At 38.0% G+C, this 23072-nt stretch carries 25 protein-coding genes and 1 pseudogene; 19 read left to right on the forward strand and 7 right to left on the reverse strand.

Going from position 1 to position 23072, the window contains the following annotated elements:
• The first annotated feature begins 2 nt into the window (after positions 1–2).
• Complete coding sequence (locus L1999_RS13405) at positions 3–809, forward strand: HAD family hydrolase (RefSeq protein ID WP_235743995.1); 807 nt, start codon at positions 3–5, stop codon at positions 807–809.
• 59 nt (positions 810–868) lie between these two features.
• On the forward strand, positions 869–2089 hold the full coding sequence (locus L1999_RS13410) for an MFS transporter (RefSeq protein WP_235743996.1): 1221 nt from the start codon (positions 869–871) through the stop codon (positions 2087–2089).
• Between the two features lie 74 nt (positions 2090–2163).
• Here the strand turns inward: L1999_RS13410 and L1999_RS29620 are convergent, their stop codons facing one another.
• Positions 2164–2292: a hypothetical protein gene (locus L1999_RS29620; RefSeq protein WP_275677624.1), complete on the reverse strand. Its 129-nt coding sequence runs from the start codon at positions 2290–2292 to the stop codon at positions 2164–2166.
• 144 nt (positions 2293–2436) lie between these two features.
• Here L1999_RS29620 and L1999_RS13415 point away from each other — a divergent pair, with 144 nt between their 5' ends.
• From L1999_RS13415 to ppsA, 5 genes are all read left to right on the forward strand, one after another.
• Complete coding sequence (locus L1999_RS13415; RefSeq protein ID WP_235743997.1) at positions 2437–2607, forward strand: serine kinase; 171 nt, start codon at positions 2437–2439, stop codon at positions 2605–2607.
• 442 nt (positions 2608–3049) lie between these two features.
• The gene (locus tag L1999_RS13425; protein ID WP_235743998.1) at positions 3050–4054 is read left to right on the forward strand and encodes a DUF3231 family protein; all 1005 of its coding nucleotides are present in this window, start codon (positions 3050–3052) and stop codon (positions 4052–4054) included.
• A gap of 233 nt (positions 4055–4287) precedes the next feature.
• Positions 4288–4548, forward strand: a complete 261-nt coding sequence (locus tag L1999_RS13430) for a hypothetical protein (RefSeq protein ID WP_235743999.1) — start codon at positions 4288–4290, stop codon at positions 4546–4548.
• A gap of 172 nt (positions 4549–4720) precedes the next feature.
• Complete coding sequence (locus L1999_RS13435) at positions 4721–5572, forward strand: hypothetical protein (RefSeq protein WP_235744000.1); 852 nt, start codon at positions 4721–4723, stop codon at positions 5570–5572.
• 135 nt (positions 5573–5707) lie between these two features.
• Entirely contained in the window at positions 5708–8308 is a 2601-nt protein-coding gene (gene ppsA / locus L1999_RS13440) for a phosphoenolpyruvate synthase (RefSeq protein ID WP_235744001.1), read from the forward strand.
• Between the two features lie 177 nt (positions 8309–8485).
• Here ppsA and L1999_RS13445 read toward each other — a convergent pair.
• Positions 8486–8614 (reverse strand): annotated as a pseudogene (locus tag L1999_RS13445) (YitT family protein); the annotation flags it as partial.
• Positions 8615–8844: 230 nt separating this feature from the next.
• On the opposite strand from L1999_RS13445, the gene L1999_RS13450 reads away from it, so the two are divergent.
• Entirely contained in the window at positions 8845–9330 is a 486-nt protein-coding gene (locus tag L1999_RS13450; RefSeq protein ID WP_235744002.1) for a DUF3291 domain-containing protein, read from the forward strand.
• Between the two features lie 382 nt (positions 9331–9712).
• Here L1999_RS13450 and L1999_RS13455 read toward each other — a convergent pair whose 3' ends face one another.
• From L1999_RS13455 to L1999_RS13465, 3 genes are all read right to left on the reverse strand, one after another.
• Entirely contained in the window at positions 9713–10186 is a 474-nt protein-coding gene (locus L1999_RS13455; RefSeq protein WP_235744003.1) for a hypothetical protein, read from the reverse strand.
• Between the two features lie 435 nt (positions 10187–10621).
• Complete coding sequence (locus tag L1999_RS13460) at positions 10622–10825, reverse strand: hypothetical protein (protein WP_235744004.1); 204 nt, start codon at positions 10823–10825, stop codon at positions 10622–10624.
• 281 nt (positions 10826–11106) lie between these two features.
• A complete protein-coding gene (locus L1999_RS13465; RefSeq protein ID WP_235744005.1) occupies positions 11107–12030 on the reverse strand; it encodes an AEC family transporter in 924 nt (307 codons plus the stop codon).
• Between the two features lie 139 nt (positions 12031–12169).
• On the opposite strand from L1999_RS13465, the gene L1999_RS13470 reads away from it, so the two are divergent.
• The gene (locus tag L1999_RS13470; protein WP_235744006.1) at positions 12170–13045 is read left to right on the forward strand and encodes a LysR family transcriptional regulator; all 876 of its coding nucleotides are present in this window, start codon (positions 12170–12172) and stop codon (positions 13043–13045) included.
• 124 nt (positions 13046–13169) lie between these two features.
• Complete coding sequence (locus L1999_RS13475; protein WP_215042430.1) at positions 13170–13340, forward strand: hypothetical protein; 171 nt, start codon at positions 13170–13172, stop codon at positions 13338–13340.
• Positions 13341–13389: 49 nt separating this feature from the next.
• Here the strand turns inward: L1999_RS13475 and L1999_RS13480 are convergent, their stop codons facing one another.
• Positions 13390–14121 carry a YoaK family protein gene (locus L1999_RS13480; protein ID WP_235744007.1) on the reverse strand — a complete coding sequence of 244 codons (732 nt, stop codon included), beginning with the start codon at positions 14119–14121 and terminating at the stop codon, positions 13390–13392.
• Positions 14122–14306: 185 nt separating this feature from the next.
• Here L1999_RS13480 and L1999_RS13485 point away from each other — a divergent pair, with 185 nt between their 5' ends.
• From L1999_RS13485 to L1999_RS13520, 8 genes are all read left to right on the forward strand, one after another.
• On the forward strand, positions 14307–14603 hold the full coding sequence (locus L1999_RS13485; protein ID WP_235744008.1) for a hypothetical protein: 297 nt from the start codon (positions 14307–14309) through the stop codon (positions 14601–14603).
• A gap of 134 nt (positions 14604–14737) precedes the next feature.
• Positions 14738–15754 carry an SDR family oxidoreductase gene (locus L1999_RS13490; RefSeq protein ID WP_235744009.1) on the forward strand — a complete coding sequence of 339 codons (1017 nt, stop codon included), beginning with the start codon at positions 14738–14740 and terminating at the stop codon, positions 15752–15754.
• 361 nt (positions 15755–16115) lie between these two features.
• Positions 16116–16355: a hypothetical protein gene (locus L1999_RS13495; protein ID WP_235744010.1), complete on the forward strand. Its 240-nt coding sequence runs from the start codon at positions 16116–16118 to the stop codon at positions 16353–16355.
• Between the two features lie 430 nt (positions 16356–16785).
• Positions 16786–17616, forward strand: a complete 831-nt coding sequence (locus L1999_RS13500; protein ID WP_235744011.1) for a basic amino acid ABC transporter substrate-binding protein — start codon at positions 16786–16788, stop codon at positions 17614–17616.
• A 64-nt stretch (positions 17617–17680) separates the two neighbouring features.
• A complete protein-coding gene (locus L1999_RS13505; RefSeq protein ID WP_235744012.1) occupies positions 17681–18343 on the forward strand; it encodes an amino acid ABC transporter permease in 663 nt (220 codons plus the stop codon).
• On the forward strand, positions 18340–19062 hold the full coding sequence (locus L1999_RS13510; protein ID WP_235744013.1) for an amino acid ABC transporter ATP-binding protein: 723 nt from the start codon (positions 18340–18342) through the stop codon (positions 19060–19062). The genes L1999_RS13505 and L1999_RS13510 overlap by 4 nt, the downstream gene beginning before the upstream one ends.
• Before the next feature lie 13 nt (positions 19063–19075).
• On the forward strand, positions 19076–20272 hold the full coding sequence (locus L1999_RS13515) for a M20 metallopeptidase family protein (protein ID WP_235744014.1): 1197 nt from the start codon (positions 19076–19078) through the stop codon (positions 20270–20272).
• A 133-nt stretch (positions 20273–20405) separates the two neighbouring features.
• On the forward strand, positions 20406–21683 hold the full coding sequence (locus tag L1999_RS13520) for a Zn-dependent hydrolase (RefSeq protein WP_235744015.1): 1278 nt from the start codon (positions 20406–20408) through the stop codon (positions 21681–21683).
• Positions 21684–21749: 66 nt separating this feature from the next.
• Here the strand turns inward: L1999_RS13520 and L1999_RS13525 are convergent, their stop codons facing one another.
• Positions 21750–22013 carry a hypothetical protein gene (locus L1999_RS13525; protein WP_235744510.1) on the reverse strand — a complete coding sequence of 88 codons (264 nt, stop codon included), beginning with the start codon at positions 22011–22013 and terminating at the stop codon, positions 21750–21752.
• A gap of 453 nt (positions 22014–22466) precedes the next feature.
• On the opposite strand from L1999_RS13525, the gene L1999_RS13530 reads away from it, so the two are divergent.
• On the forward strand, positions 22467–22928 hold the full coding sequence (locus L1999_RS13530) for a hypothetical protein (protein ID WP_235744016.1): 462 nt from the start codon (positions 22467–22469) through the stop codon (positions 22926–22928).
• The last annotated feature ends 144 nt before the right edge of the window (positions 22929–23072 follow it).

Below are 23072 nucleotides of genomic sequence, written 5' to 3' on the forward strand. Positions count from 1 at the left end.
AGATGATTAAATTAGTGTTAACTGATATGGATGGAACTTTCTTAAATAATAACGGTGACTTTAACAAGGATCTGTACACAGATGTAAAAAAAATAATGAAGGAAAAAGGGGTAGTTCTCGCTCCTATTACCGGTAAGCAGTGTGAACGTGTAGAAGAGCTATTTGGTGATGACGCGAAAGATTTATGGATTTTAGGCGATAGTGCAACTCGAATCAAGCATAACGGAGAGTTTGTTTATGAATCTCTGCTAAGTAATAAATTGGGACTGGAAATGATTGAGTTGCTCGAAGAGATCAGTCTAGATCATACCATTATTGCATGTACTAGAAGTGGTGCAGTCATAAAAGAAACCTTATCCCCTGAAGAAGCAGCTATTGTCAGAAGATCCTATGCACAAGTAAGGCAAGTAGGTGATTTCAGAGAAATAACAGAGGATTTTGTTAAGATTACCATTCACGATCCAGCCCTTAGGTGTTTCGAAACTAGGGAAAAATTATCCCGCTTTTTTGAATCTGCTTATATTGTCGCATCGGATGCAGCCTGGATTGACATAGCAAATGCGAATGTTCATAAAGGCACGACAGTTGAACACTTACAGCGATTATTGAATGTAACACCGGAGGAAACGATGGCATTCGGAGACGGTTATAATGACTTAGAGCTTATAGTCCGCGCAACATATAGCTTTGCTGTCCGAAATGCTGTTCAAGAATTAAAAGATGCTGCGAATTACATTACACGTTCTAATGAAGAAGATGCGGTCATGAAAACAATCATTCAACTGTTAACCTTACAAGGCAATAAATGAGTGTTAAGAAACTTCAGCATTTTATGCAAGTGAAATAAGAACTTCGGGGAGAATGAACGATGACAACAATCCTTTTAATAATCATTTATTTGGCTTTTATCAGCTTGGGTTTACCTGACTCATTGTTAGGCGCAGCTTGGCCGGTCATGCAAACGGACTTAGGTGCTCAGCTTGAGACGGCTGGATACCTTTTTATGACCGTTGCAGGTAGCACGATTATCTCCAGTTTATTGAGTGGAAAGGTACTTAAACGGTTCGGAACGGGTAAAGTCACCTTTGTTAGTGTCTTAATGACTGCAGCTGCTCTTCTAGGATTTTATTTTGCTCCTTCGGTTGCTTGGTTAGTGGTATGTGCGATCCCTCTTGGATTAGGAGCAGGAGCAGTTGATTCAGGATTAAACGATTATGTGGCGATCAACTATAAAGCACATCATATGAGTTGGTTACACTGCTTTTGGGGAGTTGGAGCGACTCTCGGCCCGGTCATTATGGCTCAGTTTATGATGGGAGAAAATTCTTGGAGAAGTGGATATTTTGTTATTTCTGGTCTCCAGTTTGTATTAGTCTTGGTCCTTCTCTTTACTTTGCCTTTATGGAACCGAGTGAAAAATAAGAGCAATATGGCTGTAAAGGAAGAGAGCGAAGATTTGATAGAGGTCTTGAATGAGGATTTAAAACCTTTACAAATGAAGGGAGTAAACCTAGCTCTGGCATCTTTCTTGTTTTATTGTAGTGCCGAAGCTGCCGTGGGTCTTTGGGGAAGCAGTTTCTTGGTGGAAATCAAAGGGTTAAATGCGGCAACTGCTGCAAAATGGGTTTCATTCTATTACGCAGGAATTACCATCGGTCGGTTCATAACAGGCTTTATTACTTTTAAAATGTCTAACAGAAGTCTAATTCGGTCCGGACAAATGGTCGCGTTAGCGGGGGCCGTTATTGTATTCTTACCATTACCGTCTATTTTCTCTCTTATTGGTTTTATCGTTGTTGGGCTAGGATTAGCACCGATTTTTCCTTGTATGTTGCATGAAACACCAGCACGTTTTGGAAAAAAACATTCTCAAACGATTATGGGCTATCAGATGGCGCTTGCTTATACGGGCACAACATTCATGCCGCCTCTTCTCGGTTTCATTGCGTCACATTCAACAATAGGAATCTTCCCAATTTGTATCCTTATTTTTATTGCCGTAATGTTCCTAAGTTCAGAACGATTAAATAGCTTACTAGATAAGAAAGTTTTATTAAAGCATATTGATCCAAGCTCGACTGAAATGTAGTTAGTGGCAGTCATAAAGAGTGATAAAAAATATTTTCACTAGTGTCAGGCACCAAGGTGCCTGACACTACCTGCCTATTTCTTGTGGTTTGCGTTTCCCGATTTGCCTTCGGGGATGACACGATCGATGTCCAGGTACGGTTTGCCGACAACGGCATCGTTGGATACGATATTAACGGTGTTTTTCTTGTTTTCCTGCATCATGTATAGCCTCCAATTCAGCATAAATGAACTAAATCGTACATAAGGTATTTTACGCAAAATCCTCAAAATCTTTCAATGTACTTAGGATTGTTATATGAGAACGTCGAATTGATTTTGTTGTTGGGTTAGGAGGATGGGATGTAATTGAAATTAGGTTTTCCTATTTTACTTATTTTGCTAGGGAGTTTTTTAATTGGATTTACAGTAGATCGCTTTGGTAAAACAGGTAACGTTATTATGCATCTAATAGGGATTGGATTATATTTAGGGGCTATTTTTATGGTAAGAAGCAAGCCGGAAAGCCAAAAGTCTTGATGAAGAAAGTTATATGTTATGCTACGTGCGTGGTCCAGAGGGAATTATTATAGAGTTGGCGGAGAAGATCAGTTAAATATTGAATGGGACTTTAAATGATTTAGATCCCCAACTTTAAAGATTTCTCTCAATCTATCAGGTGTAGGAATCGAAGAAAAGCAATGTATTTTTTCAGCATTGCTTTTTTGTGTTCATTTATAAAAATACTTCCTATAAAGCTCCTGCCTTAAACTTCAACTGAACTGTGCATAAATCCTCGTAATTTCACTTTTCTCATAACCTAATAAACTCGGACTGGCTTCATGAGGGGCACCAATATTTAACATGTGAGTAGCATAGATGTGCTCTTTTTGATCTGATGTATTGTTGTTTGGTTGTTTATTCATATTTTTATCCCATTAGGGAGATATTATTCTTTGATGGATTGAATGGAGGTTGTTATATGGAAAAAAGTAATATTAAACTGACTACTGCCGAAATCGCAGCTCTTTGGAGACATTATAATGACAACACTGCCGTAAGATGTTTTTACAAACATTTTCTTCAACATCTTCAAGATGATGAAATAAAATCAATTGTCGAAGAAGCTTTGGTTTTGATTGAATCACATATTAATAAGATAGAAGCAATTTTTTCGGATGAAAATTTCCCAATTCCACAGGGATTTTCAGATATAGATATTGATTTATCAGCTCCTGCTTTATATATAGACTCATTTGCATTAAGTTTTCTTTATCGTGGAACGCAAGTAATTGTGCCTTTTCTTGCGAATGCCCTTACAAAAGTGACTAGGCTCGATATTTATACTTTTTACGAAAAGTGTCTAATAAGTAAGACGGACTTACATAAGAAAGCATTAAGTCTTATGCTTTCTAAAGGATTAAATGATAGACCTCCAACAATGGAATATCCAAAAAGTGTAGAGTTTATCGAACATCATCCATCATTCATCAATACTTTATTTGGTGAGAAAAGGCCTCTTAACACCTTAGAAATTGCAGAGATATTTCAAGATCTCGAAAGAAATGCAATAGGTTTAGTCCTTCTGCTAGGATTAATACAGGTAACAAAAGATAAGGAAATAAAAGAATATTTATTGAAGGGAAAAAAACTAGCTGAAAGGCAAATAGATACATTTGATAAATTATTGAAAGAAAATGACCATTTTGTCGGGTTCCCAGTTCCTCTGGCAATGACGAACTCAACAATTCCTCCATTTTCTGAAAGATTAATCCTGTTTGTTATAGGTTCTGCAAACTCAATTGCTGTTTCTACGCTTGGGGATGCGTTATCTGTCTCAATGAGAAAGGATATAGTGGCCCATTATTCCCTTTTTATAGCAGAGGTAATGCAGTACGGCGACGAAGGGCAGAAACTTTTAATTGAACGAGGCTGGATGGAGAAGCCTCCGCAGCCCATTGATAGAAAGAATTTCTATAAAACATAAATTTGAATTTACTAAAGAATCGGTCGCTTTCTTGAATAAGAAAGCGTATTTTTGCATTGGACTTAATTCTGGAACAACAATTAAGGGATTGGAGTTATATTTAGGTGTAGATGAATAAAAAGGGAAAAGAATGAATTTAAAAAATATTTGAACAAGTTTGGGTTAATCTCCATTTCACATAAGGGACAACTTCCATATAGTAAAGTATGTTCATTTAGAAAGGAGAAGTTAGAATGCAATTAAATTATCATCAGGCAAAGAATTTAGAGGGGAAAATGATTCATTATAAAAATGATCAAGGCGAATGGTCCATTGGAAAAGTGGTAAAGGTAAGAAAAGAAGGCCTTGAGATTGAAGAATTAAGTTTTTCTAGTTCTAGTACTGGATATGGATTTGGGTTTTTTGGTCCGGGACCGTTTGTCAGACGGCCATTTTTTAGACCGCCTGTTATCGTTCCATTTGTTGGATTTGGCTTTTTTCCATTCTTCTTTTAATAAAGCCAACACCTAAAAATACTTCTAAGAAGAAAATATGAGCTAGATGGGAAATGCTTGTTTACGTAACAGATCCTGTGAGTAGTAAATAAAAGCTGCCAAATAGGCAGCTTTTCCTGTTTATATTTCACCCATCGATTTTTCACCCATAAACTAAGAGTGGGTGATCAATATGCAAAAACGGAACCAGATGGACGTCACTTCCTATCATCAAAAATATTTTCGTCCATCTTGCTTAAAAGCTTTAAATTTAAGATTTACCAGTTCGGAGTTCTATTCACTTTTTGCTGAAAAAACTCATGAGCAAATCAAATTGCCTTCCGAATTGACAAGAACTCCTGAAGATACTCTTCTTAACTACTTTAGCGTCCTGCGTGAAGCTGAAAATATGGGAGGGAGAAGCTGCGGGACGGTTGGTCAGGCCCGTACCCCATTTCCAATTGCCTATAACTTTCTAGCTAAAGAGTATCAAAATAAACTAAGCTATGAAGTCTATTTTCATTCGTTTGCTGGAATAGGGCATACCAGTTTAATAAAGCTTAGTCGAGTACCAGATATGAAAGGAGGAATAAAGTTTTTTTATGAGATTGAAACGATTGAAGGGTTTAAAGGTAAGCGAGCGGAGTATTTTGGTTATTCATATGGATGGATTGAGCTGGTCTATGAAAAAGATGGTTTTCGGATTTCAGATTTGACCAAGATAGAAGAAGACTTTTTATGCGCACCGTATCATGGTTGGGACCATAACGGGGAAGATATCGTAGGGGTAAAGTATGGAAGTTGGTGTAAATTGATTCAACAGATGTACCCAACAGTGCAGAATGGATACATTAAGAATATTTACTTTCGTGGTAACGATGGAGCTGATTATTGTTTTATTTTTGTAACATTGACGAATGGAACTGACGTAGAAATGGCTCAGTTTCGGAAAGGAAGCAATGAAAAATGGAAACAGGTGAACATGAAGCCTGAAGAAGAATGTTTAACGGAACAAAGAATGTTTATCGACCCTAATGGTAAATGAGTTACCTTTAAATGTTACTACATGTAACTCTTCCTACTTTCATTATAACATGAAAAAAATGGATAATATAGACTGTTTATTCTCAAAAACTACTGCTACAATCAATAGAACCTTAATGGTTAGGAGAGATGTAGGATGAATTCTTTGGTTCTCGGTTTTCAGGAAATGGAAAAATCACAGCTTTTGCTCGTTGGCGGAAAAGGGTTAAATTTAGGTGAATTATCAAAAATTCACGGAATACACGTGCCAGAAGGATTTTGTATTACGACAAAAGCCTATCAAAAAGCCCTCGAACAAAACGACGCGTTCCACGCACTGTTGAAACAACTAGCACAGTTAAAAGTAGAAGATCGAAATCAGATTGGTGAAATCAGCAGGAAGATTCGTCAACTCCTTACAGAAATAGAAGTTTCCTCTGATGTTGTCACGGCAGTCGTTGATTATCTCTCCAAGTTTGGCGGTGAACATGCATATGCAGTGCGTTCTAGTTCGACTGCTGAAGACTTACCACATGCTTCTTTTGCTGGACAACAAGATACCTATTTAAATATTATCGGAAAAGAAGCCATCTTGCAGCATATCAGAAAATGTTGGGCTTCTCTTTTTACCGATCGCGCAGTCATCTACCGTTTACAAAATGGATTTGACCATTGTCAAGTATATATATCCGTGATCGTGCAAAAGATGGTTTTCCCACAGGCTTCCGGGATTTTATTTACCGCTGATCCGATTACCAATAACCGAAAGCTGCTTTCCATCGATGCCAGTTATGGACTTGGAGAAGCGATGGTTTCAGGCATAGTCTCTGCCGATAGCTATAAAGTGAAAGAGAATACCATCGTTGATAAGAGGATAGCAGCAAAAAAATTGGCTATCTATGCACGAAAAGAAGGCGGGACCGTGACACAAGAAATCGCTCCTGACCAGCAAAAGGCGAAAACACTTACTGACCAACAAATTTTACAACTATCACGGATCGGAAGACAGATTGAAGCTTATTTTGGCTGTCCGCAGGATATCGAATGGTGTTTGGTTGATGATACCTTTTATATGGTCCAGAGCCGTCCAATCACGACTCTTTTTCCCATCCCTGAAGTGAATGATCAAGAAAACCATGTTTTTATATCTGTCGGCCATCAGCAAATGATGACAGATCCCATCAAACCATTGGGATTGTCTTTTTTCCTGTTAACGACACGTGCCCCTATGCGTAAAGCGGGCGGCAGGCTGTTTGTCGATATCACACCTCAACTGGCCTCACCTGTCAGTAGAAACGGTTTATTACATGTGATGGGACAACATGATCCACTCATGAAAGATGCCATTATGAACATCATCGAACGTGGAGATTTTATAAAATCGTTACCAAATGATAATGAACCACCGAGGCCCGCGAGAAGCAATACCGATAGTATGGCACAAATCGAAAACAATCCATCCATTGTTTCTGATCTAATTAAGCGCAGCCAACTATCCATTGAAGAGTTAAAACAAAACATTCTAACCAAATCAGGCCCAGACTTAGTTGATTTTATTCTTGAGGATATTCAAGAATTAAGGAAGATTTTATTTGACCCACAAAGTACAGCTGTATTTATGGCGGCTATCAATGCTTCAACCTGGATTAATGAAAAAATGAACGAGTGGTTAGGTGAAAAAAACGCAGCAGATACGCTTTCACAATCTGTCCCAAACAATATAACTTCGGAAATGGGTCTGGCCCTTTTGGACGTTGCCGATGTGATTCGTCCTTATCCAGAAGTTATCGATTATTTACAACAAGTAAAAGATGAAAACTATTTGGATGGACTAGTTAAGGTTGATGGTGGGCAGGAAGCAAGAGACGCAATACTAGCTTTTCTTAACAAATATGGAATGCGATGTGCCGGTGAAATTGATATGACGAGAACACGTTGGAGCGAAAAACCGATGATCCTTGTCCCTATGCTCATTGGTAACATCAAAAACTTTGAGCCCAATGCTGGCAAGCGAAAATTCGAGCAAGGGCTGCGTGTGGCTTTGGAAAAGGAAAAAGAGTTAGTAGAAGGTTTGAAGCAATTACCGGATGGTGAACAAAAATCCAAAGAAACAAAACGAATGATTGATCTGATCCGGAATTTCATCGGGTACCGTGAATATCCGAAATATGGCATGATTCATCGCTACTTCGTTTATAAGCAGGCTTTATTGAAAGAAGCCGAACAACTCGTGCAAGCGGGGGTTATTCATGAAAAAGAAGATATCTACTATCTCACATTGGAAGAACTCCACGAAGCCTTACGCACCAATAAGCTGGATTACCAGATTATTAATAAGCGAAAAGACGAGTATACATTATATGAAAAACTGACTACTCCGCGTGTAATTACATCGGATGGTGAAATCATTACAGGTAAGTACAACCGAGAAAATCTCCCAGGCGAAGCGATTGCAGGTTTGCCTGTTTCTTCCGGAGTGATCGAGGGACGAGCGCGTGTCATCTTAAATTTGGAAGAGGCTGATTTGGAAGAAGGAGATATATTAGTCACGCGCTTTACTGACCCTAGCTGGACAACATTGTTTGTATCCATAAAAGGCCTAGTCACAGAAGTGGGTGGACTGATGACCCATGGTGCAGTCATTGCACGTGAATATGGCATACCGGCAGTTGTCGGAGTAGAAAATGCTACTCAACTGATCAAAGATGGGCAACGAATTCGCGTCCATGGAACAGAAGGCTTTATTGAAATATTGTAATGGTTGAATAGATGAAAATTTAACTTATTTCCCACTTTCGATATAGATTTTGTTTTGTAAACCGATTTGACCTATACTTTAATCCGGATTTCTTCATCAATATCACCTAAAAAAATTCGTCGTTACCAAAATAGACAAAAGCCTTGGAAAAACTGCTTAAACAGTTATCTCCCAGGCTTTTGTTCTTCCGTGACAACAAATCAATAGTAAAGCCATTCTGATTACCCAACTTCCCACTGTAAGCCCGACACTTTTGGACAGTCCTACTAAGAGTTCATCCAAGGGTGAAGTTTCAAGATCCGATTTACCTTATGGGTTAATCTAATATTCATATAATGGGGCTCCTTTTGTAGTTACTACTATTTTACTATAAAAGGTATTTTATTGTTTTATTCAACTATCGGGTGCAAGATGTAAAGAATAGCTATCATTTTCGGCAGGATTGTACCTAAACGATAGGGTGTTAGTTAAAGTGGGAATTTTCTCATTTTAACTGGAATATATCTTAGGTAAAGATTATAGATGGAGGGCTAATTATGTCATTAGTTTCAATCTATACGGTTGGTAGGCTAAATCACCCCTATAACCACCCAGTCTCTCGTGAATTTTTTCAAGTGGGAGATGAAGTATATCGTCAAGCAACGAAATCAGGACTTATAGAGTTGTACTCACCTGAAGGAGTCCGTTTTCCTGAAGAAACCGTAAAAGGAAAGGGTTCAGCGATCCTTACACTTTCAGTATGGAGAAGCCTTCAATCCTTATATCGCTTTACTTATTCAGGAAAGCATAGGCAAGCATTACAAGCTAGAAGCAGATGGATAGAACCTTACCCAGAGAAACACCTATCTTATGTAGTTTGGTGGACAGAAATGGTGAGCGATGTCTCATGGGAGGAGGCATTCAGGAGATATAATCATTATATTCAGCATGGTCCCACTCCTTTTGCATTTGATTTTAAACGTGCATTTGATGAAAAAGGGGAGACGTTCTTGATTAATATAAATGGTGACGTTAAAGAATAATACACCTTCCTGTTATTTTTATTTATTTTGGTGGAATTTGTGAAATATTACACTTAAACGATTGGGTGCAAGAGTTTAACGAGGGGGTGCTACAGCAGCTTCTTCTTATTAAGCAAAAGGTTCAGTTAGTGAGTACTTATACAATTAAATTTAGAATGAATTTTAAAACAGCTCTACTCTTTTATGCTTGTTCGGTAGTATGTATTTTCCTATCCATTAGGAAAACACTACATTATTGACCGCTGCAGCAATTTTTTCTCTTTGTGTTGCTAACGGTGCGGTTTTGTATAATAAGATTAGAACCCATTTTGTATTTGAGACAATAAAAGAACCCTGGTCTAGGCAACAACTAATCTAGGGTCCTTTAGTATCTAAGGCATTCTCATTCACATTTATTATGATTCCTTCTTAAAGGTTCAACAAATAATGATTGATACAAGTAGTTAAGGATTGCTACTGCAATACTTATAAAGAAAAGTTGTTTTCGGCTCATTCTTACCATTTTATATATTCCAATTTTCTCTGCTATCGTAGTTAATGGATAAGCAAATAAATAGTCAGCTAAAATGTTGGTAGTTAGATATATCCAAAATCTTTTGTAGGTTACTTTGAAGATCCAAAAGTTTAGGATTGTAAATGGACCAAAAACAAATGATATATCTGTAGCTAATTTTGGAATAATAGGATTTTTTACTTTCCACCATTTTAACTCTCGAGATAACTCACTAATTAATGCAATTACTAAGTCACTAAAAATAATAGTAGGAAAGAATCGAAAAAAAGAAAATTTACCAATCTTTGCTACAGAAAACCAAGGTAATATTAGCAACAAATACATTTTCCACTTTTCCTTCATTTGAATACCCCCTGTTTGGAAATATATCTGAATGCAAACTAATCAAATGTGTCCTTTGTTATTTTTACCTATTAAATTTATTAATATCCTAATTGAAGTCCTTAAAAATGATCTTGATTCCCATAGGAGGATGACAGAGAAGAAGAGGGATTTACATGCCAATTCATTCGTAAAACGTTTATTAATAGGAAGCATTATTATACTTAAACGATTGGGTGCATTGTAGGACCAGGAGGGGAAAATTTAATGTGCGACCATAGCTGGTTGCACATCCAATTAATTAAGTTATGACTAAACCAATCTAACAGAGAAATTTTATATTCGATTTCAATTTTTGGGGAGGCAACTGATTTATGTCAGTGGCTTTTTTGTATGTATGATGGAAGGCTTCTTACGATTAATTATTTATTTAACCACAGTGGAAGTATAGTTACTTTATTCCATTAATATTTCCTGGCTAAGGTGTTGTTCAAAATCTTTTGGCTTACCCAATAGTATCCCTCTTCTTGACGCAGTTGCAATTATTAGTCCTAATTCATAGTACATATTTTTAGAAACTAATCCTTTTGATATCATATTCTTCAATTCATAATAAAATTGAATCAAAAAATCACTTGGTAATTTTTCATATAAAGACACTTTTAAAAACACCCACTATTCCTACTACATTAATAGGAATAATAGCATTTAAAATTCATATTGAAAAGAGTTTTTCGCCAGTTTCATAAAATTTTCATTTAATTGATACTTTCATTCCTAAAAATTAAGATATCCTGAAAAATGGTTTGGAAAATTTTCCAAACCATTTTTTTCGATTTGTGCTCTAATAATTTCAATATCTTTACCATAAATCAGTTGAGCTTTCATATTGAAGTTAGATCATAATTATGAAACAAATTTACTTTTAGCACCCATACTATCTATTTCACCACGACAATCAGGAAGGGCAAAACGAAAAAAGAAATCAGGGTGGTCCAGAGAATGCATTTCGAGACCATTTTAGGCGAAGCGTTAAATTTCTCTGCCAAAATCACGGCATTCACGGCAACAGGCATGCAAGCCAATACAAAAAGAACAGATTGTAAGATTCCTCTGATATGTAAAAGGTAAATGCAAAATAGACCAACGATCGGCGATACGAACAATCGGACAGCCATTCCCGTCCAAAAGGCGGTTTCAAATTTCTCTTTATTTCTGGCTATTTTCACATTGACCATCTGTACACCTAAAATCGCCAGAACAACCGGAGAGTATGCATCTGCCACCATCGAAACCCCTTTTGCAATGTCGACTGGTAAGGAAAGATGGAATGTTCGAAGCACGAACGCAAGAATGGCGGCGTAGATGGCAGGAAGTGAAAACACTGATTTAATCGCATTCTTAATGGAAAATTGGGATCTGGCCGCAAAGTATACCCCTAAGGTGTTCACAATGACCATTTGACCAATCACATAAACGGATGCCTTATCAAGCCCCAGTTTCCCAAATGCGAGTAAGACAAGAGGCAGTCCGTAATTGACACTGTTCGTTAAGGATGAAATCAGTGTCAGCCCAGCCGTTTCAGACGCGGAAAGTTTAAAAGCTTTTCCTAAAATATTGGCAATGGTCCAAAGCAGGACAAGATTAAGCAGGGAAAAGGCAACCGTTTGAAAAATATCATGATGGGATACGTGAGCGGTCAGTAAGGTATCCAAAATAATCGCAGGACTTAAATAATATAAGTACAGAGTCAACAACGGCTTCGTATCAAGCTGCTTGAAACGTCCCAGAAGGGCACCGACGGTTACGGGAATAGATAGTGGAACAATCACTTGAAAAAGGGTAGTAAAAACAGTTTGAATCACCGAACAGGACTCCTCTCCAAATCTATTGGAATAATGTGTATCGAATTCCATAAATCGATTATAATGGAAAAGTGAAATAATTTATATTAACAAATAATAAGGAGATTAATAACCAATTGTTATTAGGGTAGGGGATTCGATGGATATTAAATGGTTAAAGACTTTTATCATTGCGTCAAAGTATGAGAATTTTCGTCAAACGTCAGAGGAACTTTTTCTGACTCAGCCTGCTGTAACAAAGCATATTAAAAGGTTGGAAGAAACTCTAAACATTCAATTGTTTGAAAGACTCGGTAAAAAAGTGATTCTTACACCAGCAGGTCATAAGTATCTATCCTATGCAAGGGAGATCCTATCAAAATATGAGCAAGGTGTGGAAGACTTTGAATCTTGGAAACAAGGGTATAATCGGAAGTTAATCATCGCTGCTGCCCCGCAAATTGCATCCTCCATCCTGCCTTCTATATTAAGGGGATTTATGGATGAAAATCCTTATTTAGAAGTTTTAATTAAAGTCCTCAAGTCTTATGAAATAGGGGAGGAAGTCAGTGCTGGAAATGCAGATATAGGGCTTACGAGAATTTTACCCATGCAAACCAATATAAAAAGTCATATTGTGCATAAGGAATCGGTCCTTCTAGTTGCACCAAATGAATGCAAAGAAACTTCTACCCTTGATGAACAAACCATTTTACATAAATATAGGCTAATTACTCATAACCATCCAGACTATTGGGATAATTTGCTCGATCATATCAAGAGGCATTATCCGACCGTAAAGAACATGAGAGTTGACCAAGTAGAGGTTACCAAGCGTTTTATCGAAGAAGGGCTTGGAGTTTCCTATCTACCAGCTACTGTGGTTAAGGATGAAATGGATCGGAATAAATTGATCGAAATTAAACCATGTAACATCATTCCACCTACCTCTTTTACGTATGTCTTAACAAAAGTAGAAACGGATGAAGTCGTAACGTTCATTACCTTCTTAAAAGAAGCATTAAACAAATGGTGAAAGTGGCTGCAGCTAAAATGATAGCGCTTTAGCAGGATTTTTTAGGTTATGTGGAGAATACTTATTTTATTAGTTAATTTTCTGAAAATTTTTAAAATAATGTTAAAACAAGGAGTGTGTTCACATGACGTATGTCTACAAAACTGGCATTTATCAAAATTCAGAAAAGAAGCGTTGGGAATACTGGTATATTGGGCCAAATGAAGTGAAAATTCTAGTCTCATGGTTAAGCTGGACTGCATCAAAGGAATATGAAAAATGGGAAAAAACCTGTCTTGTAGAAAAAGCAGGCTAGACCTCACAAAAAGAGCCTGTCCAAAGTAGTGGACAGGCCTAAAAGCTTTTTATCCTTGAGCAAGTTTCATTTGATCTTTCAGACACGCTTCCTGTTTTCGGATAAATCCTCGGTCTCTATGATAAAGGATAAGCGCAACAACCAGAATACCTGAGGCAATCCAGATCGCTCTATTCCCTATATACGTAGTGGAAAATGTCCCTGATAAAGCACCAAATATAAAGGATGAAATGATGAAAAAGAATTCTTGAAATTGCTTTTTAGCTTCTTGGTTATGTTCTTTAATCGCTAAATAAGCTGCTTGAGTAGCCGTCCTTAAATTTCCCGTCGTCATCGTGGAGTTATACGCCCACCGGTCTAATTTATTAAAAGTAGAAATTTGCAGGGAAGACACAAATGCAATGGACACTGTCACGACCATGTTCGGGACACTGCTCGGTAACAACCCAACAAAAATCAACACGAGACATTCTAATAGGAGGATGGATCGTCTATAGCTGTACACTAAATGTCTAACACGGGGTGTTTTGAAAATTTCAGAAATCAAAACGCCTAATATAAACGCAATAATGGGAGGAATATAGAGTAACATCCCCATCCAATCGCGGTTGGCTGCTTTTACGGCCAATAATACCATGTTTCCTGTTTGAGCATTCGCAAATACTCCATCCCGGCTAATGAAAGTGTAAGCATCTAGAAATCCTCCAACCAAAGCCAATAACACACCTAAACGCACGGAATTTGACGATAGCGATAGAGGTTTCTTCTGTTTATCTTCCATAAAAAAAGCTCCTTATTCAGTAAAAATTTTAAAAATCTAAGACAGTAAAATACTAAGAGATTATTAGAGTCAGGTCAATGGAAATTACATGAACGTAGTAAGAAAATCGGGATTTATGAAAACTTTATGTCGGATTCGATGCTTAGAATAAGAAATTCCTAAAATATATTTAGGGGAAATGTTCAATGAAATTTATTATCTATCCAATTAGTGCTTTGATTATTGGAATATCCATAATCGTGGGTGCCTCGATCTTAAAGGGGACTTTTTTTACAAATCAAAATGATTCTATCGTTAAAAATTCTTCAACGTCGATTTCAACTGTGAATAGTCAAGATATTATGACGAAAAAACAACTTGCTGAATATCTTCAAGTTAACGAAGAAACAATTGATAGCATTTTGAATTTTGGGATGTTAGAGGATGGAAGTTATTTTAGAAGTTTTTATAGTTCTGAAAAGTCAAATGCTAATTACTTATGAATTAACGACGGATCGAAGCAGTTGATTGGAAGCTTTATAGATTGGAAAAAAGGAATTTTGGATTCAATATAGAATATTTACTTGCTAACGTACTAAATAGAATGGATCGCTTTAAACCTAGCGGAGGTGGAGAAATGAAGGCGTTATTTATCGGTGGGACGGGAACCATTAGTTCTGCCATTACAAAACAATTAGTCACAAATGGAGCTGAACTTTACCTTCTAAATAGAGGGAATCAAAAGAATCGCTTGCCAGAAGGCGTAAACTTACTAAAAGCTGATATCAATGATGAAGACCAAGTTTCCAGATTGATTGGGGGGTTAGAGTTTGATGTTGTGGCTGATTTCATTGCCTTTGAACCTGCCCAACTGGAAAGGGATTATCGCTTATTTAAAGGGAAAACGAAACAATTTATCTTTATAAGTTCTGCTTCTGCCTATCAAACTCCTTTGTCTGATTATCGAATTACAGAAGGAACGCCATTATTCAATCCGTATTGGCAATATTCGAGAAATAAGATTGCCTGTGAAGAGTATTTGCTGAAACTTTATCGTGAAGAAGGCTTTCCAATTACGATTGTCAGACCAAGTCACACCTATGATGAACGTTCGATTCCACTTGGCGTCCATGGGAGCAAAGGGTCCTGGCAGGTAGCAAAGCGAATGCTTGAGAATAAACCCGTGATTATTCATGGTGATGGAACATCGTTATGGACGATGACCCACAATCGTGATTTTGCGAGAGGCTTTATTGGCTTAATGGGCAATATCCATGCAATTGGGGAGTCTGTTCATATTACTTCAGATGAAAGTCTTACCTGGAATCAAATTTACGAAGCGATTGCGGACGCACTCGGAGTAAAACTCCATGCCATTCATGTATCATCGGATTTTTTAGATGCGTGTAGTAAAGAGGATTATCGAGGTGGATTGTTGGGAGATAAGGCCAATTCCGTCGTTTTCGATAATACGAAATTGAAAAGACTAGTACCAGATTTTGTAGCGACGACCCGATTTTACCAGGGGATTAAACAAACGGTTGAGTACATTGTCGCTCATCCAGAACTGCAAACACCGGATGAGGAATTTGACCATTGGTGTGATAGAGTAGTGGATGCATTAAATACGGCATTAAAAATCATTAGTGAATAGACTCGTTAAAGGAATGCTCTTTTTGCATGAATATACCATTGGAACAGGTGACAGCAAAAGGGCAGTTGTTTTGTTCGGTCTTTTTTAGTGGTTAATACCTATAAGAAGCAAAAGCCGACTGCTGTCATGCTATCGAATGACAACAGTCGGCTTTTTTTATATGGTTCGTTATTAACCCCAAAATCGGTTTAATCATTCCTGACTCCAGAAAGTTCTCGAACCAACTTCGGACAAGGCAAAGCTAAAAGAGCAAAGTTTTGTCCGAAGTCGAACCAACTTTGGACAAGGCAAAGCCAAAAGAGCGAGGTTGTGTCCGAAGTCGAACCAACTTTGGACAAGGCAAAGCCAAAAGAGTGAGGTTGTGTCCGAAGTCGAACCAACTTTGGACAAGGCAAAGCCAAAAGAGCGAAGTGGTGTCCGAAGTCGAACCAACTTTGGACAAGGCAAAGCCAAAAGAGCGAAGTGGTGTCCGAAGTCGAGCCAACTTCGGGCAAGAGGAAACCAAAAAAATGTGATGATGTCCGAAGAAATACCAAATAAGCACAAATACTTGTTTAAAGTTGCCCTGTATCATACCGAATTAATAGAAAATGAGATTTAATGTTTTCTTAAAGGAGGAAAAATCCTAGAAAAGGAGATGGATTGCTTGAACAATGAAAAAAGTGAAAGTAATGAAAAAGGAAAAGCTCATAAATCATTTAAAAATGATTATGTAAACAAACTTCGATTTTCAATCAAGAATAATGTATATTAAAATAAGAATCTATTGAGGGAAAATAGCTCATTGATTATTAAACGTAACACTCACAAACATTGTTTTCTCCATGTTTGTGAGTGTTTTTTTATTTGGATTAGAGGTTAATAATCCTTTTTAATTAATATCATAATAATTGAAATAATTTTATTAATCAAACATTTATTAAAGGTATTGTATTTTTTTATGTATAAAATTACAATAGGTTACATAAATAAAACATTTTACTGTGATAAATCGGTAAAGGGATAAAGTGGAATAGGGGAGGAATAACAACATGAAGAAAGTCATCCAGTTCTTAATCATTGCAGCAGTGGCTCTAATGGCAACTGCATGCGGTACTCAGCCTAAATTACCTGCACAATCAAAAAGCGAGCAGAGCCAAAAAGGAACTGAAGGTAATACCTATGATAATATCAAAAAGCAAGGCGTTATTAAAATTGCGGTAGATGATACATTTCCACCAATGGAATACCGTGATGATCAAAACAAGTTAGTAGGTTTTGACATTGACCTTGCAACTGCAATATCAAAAGAGCTTGGTGTGAAGGTAGAATTTGTACCAACTGCTTGGGATGGAATTCTACCAGGATTAGACGCTAAACGATATGACATTATTATGTCATCCATGAATATTACAGATGAAAGAAAGCAAAAGGTTGATTTTGTAGAGTACATGAAATTAGGTCAAGTGGTTGCAGTAAAAACAGGCAATCCACTGAAGATTCAAACCAAAGAAGATCTATCTGGAAAAACAGTCGGTGTTCAATTAGGTACAACTAGTGAAAGTGCAGCGAAAGAGATTAAGGGAATTAAAGAATTAAAGACATACAACGGATATACAGATGTATTTAATGACTTAGGTCTTGGCCGTTTACAGGGAGTTATTGTTGCAGAAGCGGTTGGTCGTTACTACAAAACGTCCAAACCTGATGCGTTTGATGTGGTAGGCAGTTCATTCCAAAGTCTTCCAGTAGGGATTGCTGTACGTAAAGGTGATAACGACCTTGAAGCAGCATTACAAAAAGCAATTGCAGCTGCAAAGGATAACGGAACCTACACAGAAGTTAGTAAGAAATGGTTCGGAACAGATAAATCTAAGGAATAAAAAGGATACGGATAAATCGGAATGCTGATTTATCCGTCTTGTTTTTTCAGAAGGAGAGAGGGAAATGAAGGACTTTCTATCATTTGCATTAACATATCTTCCCTACTTATTACAAGGGGCATTGGTAACAGTTGAAATTGCCGTTATTGGGGTAATAGCAGGAAGTATTATCGGATTACTCTTCGGTCTCGGCCGTGTTTCTAGCAATAAAGTATTTTCACAAATTAGCAGATTTTATATTTGGGTGATTCGGGGAACTCCGCTTTTAGTGCAATTATTAATCATCCATTTCGCAATTCCATCTGTTTTTCCCGTATTAACGATGCCTCCTTTTGTTTCCGCCTGCATCGCACTGTCACTTAATGCTGCTGCCTATATAGCGGAAATTGCCAGGGGCGCCATTCAGTCGATTGATAAGGGACAAATGGAAGCAGCAAGGTCGCTTGGATTAAGTTATGGACAAGCGATGAGACGGGTTATTATACCACAAGCGTTTCGCCGTATGCTTCCTCCGCTGGGAAATGAATTTATTGCCTTAATTAAAGAATCCTCCCTTGTATCAACGATTGCTTTATACGATTTACTCAGAACGGGTCAGCAAATCATTAGTAGTACGTACCGATATATGGAGATCTTTGTATTAGTTGGTTTAATCTATTTAGTGCTTACTACGATCATGACATTTATCGTTGGAAAAGTGGAGAAAAAGGTAGGTGCTTATGAATGATAACATGCAAAAATGTGAGTAAATCCTTTGGTGAGTTAGAGGTTTTAAAGGGTGTTAATTTACATGTTTCGCAAGGTGAAGTGGTGGTCATCATTGGACCTAGTGGTTCAGGGAAAAGTACCTTCCTTCGGTGTATGAATCAATTAGAGTCAATTGATGGTGGGAGTATTACGATTAATGGGAAAATGGTAGAAAACAAAGAGGCTGCGTTGAATAAACTTCGTCAAGAGATCGGAATGGTTTTTCAGCAGTTTAATCTTTTTCCACATATGACCGTATTGCAAAACATTATCGAAGCACCAGTCTTATTAAAAAAGATGACTAAAGCAGATGCAAAGAAAAAAGGAATCGAGCTTCTAAAAAAAGTGGGGCTTGAAGCAAAAGCGGATGAATATCCAAACCGTTTATCGGGAGGGCAAAAGCAGCGTGTCGCCATTGCACGGGCATTAGCCATGGAACCTACGGTCATGCTTTTCGATGAACCTACATCTGCCCTTGATCCGGAACTTGTCGGGGAAGTACTTTCGGTCATGAAGCAGTTGGCAAAGGAAGGGATGACCATGGTCGTTGTTACTCATGAAATGGCTTTTGCTAAAGAGGTAGCGGATCGGGTAATCTTTATGGATGGTGGAAATATTATGGAACAAGGAATTCCAGAAGACATTTTTGTCCATCCAAAGCATGATCGGACGAAGGAATTTTTAGGGCATATTAGATAGAGGAGGAGCCCATATGGTGAAAGATTCAAAGACAGAAATAACTTCAATTATTCATGATAAAGTAGAACAATGGTTTCCTAAATTAGTGGAAATAAGAAGGAACCTTCATATGTATCCTGAAATTAGTAATCAAGAATTTAAAACAACAGAAAAAATAAACGGATGGTTACAGGAATTTGGGATTCAACAAATACCACTTAGCTTGGCGACGGGCACAGCTGCAGAAGTAACGGGTGTGGAACAGGGATCAACGGTTGCGATACGAGCGGATATTGACGCTCTACCGATTCAAGAAGAAGCAGATGTTCCATTTCGTTCCAAAATAGATGGTGTAAGTCATATGTGCGGCCATGATGTTCATACAACGATTGCACTTGGGGCGGCGGTTATTTTAGAGGAGATGAAGGATCTGGTCCCTGGGAATGTTCGGATCTTGTTCCAGCCAGCTGAAGAATTTGAAGGCGGCGCGGAATCTATGATCCGGGAAGGATTATTGGAGGGAGTAAGTTCCATTATTGGTCTTCATAATGTTCCCGAACTTCCTGTTGGTCAAATCGGTGTGAAGGAAGGATTTTTAATGGGAAGTGTAGATGATTTTACCCTAACCATTAAAGGGAAAGGCGGACATGCTGCGCTTCCGGAGAAAACCATTGATCCGATTGTTATTGGCAGTGCCGTTGTCAGTCAGCTGCAAACATTAGTCAGCCGTACGATTTCATCTAAGGAATCGGCAGTTGTCACCATCGGTTCCTTCCAAGCAGGGATGACGAATAATGTCATTCCGGATAAGGCGATTCTTAAAGGAACGGTTAGAACGTCTAACGAACAAGTGAGAAAGAAAGTCTATGAGGTATTCACTCAACTTGTAACAAATACCGTGGCTGCCCATGGTGGGGAAGTAGAAATTAAGTACGAGTTTCTACTTCCTGCTGTCTATAATGATGCCCAGGTGGCCGAAATTGTTCAGTCAGCAGCTGAGACTATCGTTGGGAAAGAAAATACGGTACGGGCTGAACCAACCATGGGTGGGGAGGACTTTTCTTTTTACCAAAAAGAAGTTCCTGGCTGCTATGTGTGGCTTGGTTCAGGAAATGAAGAAAAAGGGATTAAATATGGTTGGCATCACCCAAAATTTATGGTAGATGAAGAGGCCATTAAAATTGGAGTAAAATTAATGGTTCAATCCGTACTTAAATTATTGGAGAGATAAACCGTTAACTTTGGCAGTTGTCACCAAAACAGAAACATAAGGAATCCTGCTTTTTTCGGAAGGAAACAGCAGGATTTTCTCTATACTAGACATTCAAACGAAGGGAGAATTTATTCCTATGGAAGCAAATTTCATGGAAAGTTTAAATTTAACGATAGATGGAAAACGTCTTTGGAATCAAATAATGGCATTTGGAAAGATCGGGGAAGGAGACAATGGCGGGGTCACTCGAACATCTTTTGACCAAAAGGATATCGAAGCACGAAAAATGTTCTTGAAACTACTAGAACAAGCAGATTTATCCCCTTATATGGACGCAGCGGGGAATATTTTTGGGCAAATACTCGGTAAAAATCCCGAATTACCTGCCATTCTGATTGGTTCTCACCTGGATACCGTAAATTCTGGCGGGCGTTTCGATGGCGCCATGGGTGTTCTGATGGGTGTTGAGGTGCTTTGTACGTTGAAAGATAAAGGAATCCAACCTGAAAGAACGATAAAGGTTGTATCTTTAACCGATGAGGAAGGGGCTCGTTTTGATTATGCTTTTGTAGGCAGCACCGCATTGGTCGGGACAGAAGGCGCGGAAAAATTAAAGGAAAATTTAGCTTCAGCAACAGATAAAGATGGAATCACCTACCTAGACGCCATGAGGCAAGCCAGTCTAGAAGGGGAATATTTTAATCAGATTAATCCTGACCTTTTAGAACTAGCTCAGTTAAGTAAAAATGACGTAAAAGCGTATCTTGAAGTACATATTGAGCAGGGAAAAGTGTTAGAAAATAAAGATTTAGCTGTTGGAGTCGTGACGGGGATCTCGGGGGGAGAATGGGCCGAAGTAACCATTACAGGTGAAGCGGGGCATGCAGGAACGACCTGGATGAACGAGAGAAAAGATGCTTTAGCAGATGCAGCAGAATGTATACTAGCGATTGAGAAAATCGCACAGGACAGTAGCGGAAGTGTCGCGACAGTAGGAAAATTGGAAGTAAAGCCTGGAAGCAGTAATGTCATTCCCGGGAGAGTGGATTTTACACTGGATGTTCGGGATATAACGAATGAACGTCGGATAAATACCGTTACTAAAATCTATGATTCGATCCGATCCATAGCTGCAAACCGTGGGTTAAAATGTGAAATTAGGCAGGTTCAATCCATAGCATCTGTGATGAGCTCACCAAGCGTGATGAAAGCAGTAAAAGATTCACTGCAAGAATTACAGTATCCTATTTATGAATTACCAAGCGGAGCCGCGCATGATGCGATGGTGTTAGGGGAGCTCACTGATATTGGAATGATTTTTGTCAGCAGTAAGAATGGCATCAGTCATCATCCGGAGGAATGGAGTTCTTTTGAAGATGTTGCCCTTGGGTGCGAGGTGCTATTCAGGACAACGTTAAAACTTTTATAAATATACAAAAAAGGAAACAGCCATTAAGCTGATTCCTTTTTTAGATGTGATTATGGTTAGATATCATTAGGGCGTTCCTGTATTAGCTCTTGCTGTGGTTACGTAATCCGGGATTGCTGTTGGGCCGGACGAAGATTCTAATAACTTTGGCTGGTCAGAATTCTCTTTTAAGGTTTGGTTGGTCAGTGATCGGAATTGGTTCTTTATCTTTTCGATGTTTTCTGGAGAGGCAATGCTTTTCAGTTGATTTATGACTTTAGAGCGAGATTCCTTATTCCTCAACAGATAAGCGGCTCCACCGATGGCTAATGTGCTAACAATCTTATTCATAATATCATCCTCCTTGTCAATATGTTTATACCCTTTATTTTTATTGTTAAACAGTATCATTTTGGTCTAATTTCTATTTTGGGTGATAAAAGGTTGGCGTTTATACTATTATATTGAATTGACTCACTTCTCTGGCGGATAGCCCCCGGTTACTGGCGGTTTACTCCTTTCTCTGGCGCTTGGCACCCAGTTACTGGCGGTTCACTCATATCTCTGGCGCATAGCACTCGGTTACTGGCGATTCACTCCTTTCTCTAGCGTTTGGCACCCAGTTACTGGCGGTTCACTCCTTTCTCTGGCGGATAGCCCCCGGTTACTGGCGATTCTCTCATTTCTCTAGCGCTTGGTACCCGGTTACAGACGATTTTATTCGACTTGCTTTTAACTAAAAAACGCTTTGTTAAACAAGGCTAGTATCACTATAAGCTTTTGAATAGGTGTAAGGAGATATATATGAGCTTAGAACATAGGTTTTATCTAATTCCTATCACAACCGATTTAAAAGGTTTTTGGAGCAATAAGGACAAAGATAACTGCATCATTGACAAAGTTGTGATTCATGATAATATCATCCAATACATATCGGACACTTTAGAATGGGTTCCTAGTAAAAATCCAGCTAAACTAGGAAATCCCATTGGTCAAGGAATTAACTATTACGGTGTAACGTTATTTGATAATGAATCTTCCATTAGGTTAAAGGGTATTTTTACTTCTTGGAGGGATTTATTCGGTAATGCACCTGACCCCCTTTTCCTTACAGGGAATTATGTGGATGGGAACAACGAGCAGGATGGAGTTTATGACAAGATTGTCATCAACCGAGATGAAGTAATTAAGCAATTTAATCAAATTATTGCATTTTCAGAGTGTTTATCTAAAGGTCATTATTATTTATATCACCTTGGGATATAAATAATTGAAATTCTCCAGGTGTTTATCCTGTATCTTATTTTATATAAGAAGGACATATTTTAAATTAAGTTCAATCGAGGTATGAAGGCTGTCTAAAGGCAGCTTTTTTATTACCACTATGAATAAGTTCATTTTTCAATTCGC

It is taken from the genome of Neobacillus drentensis, assembly GCF_021560175.1.
Lineage (GTDB): Bacteria > Bacillota > Bacilli > Bacillales > Cytobacillaceae > Neobacillus > Neobacillus drentensis_A.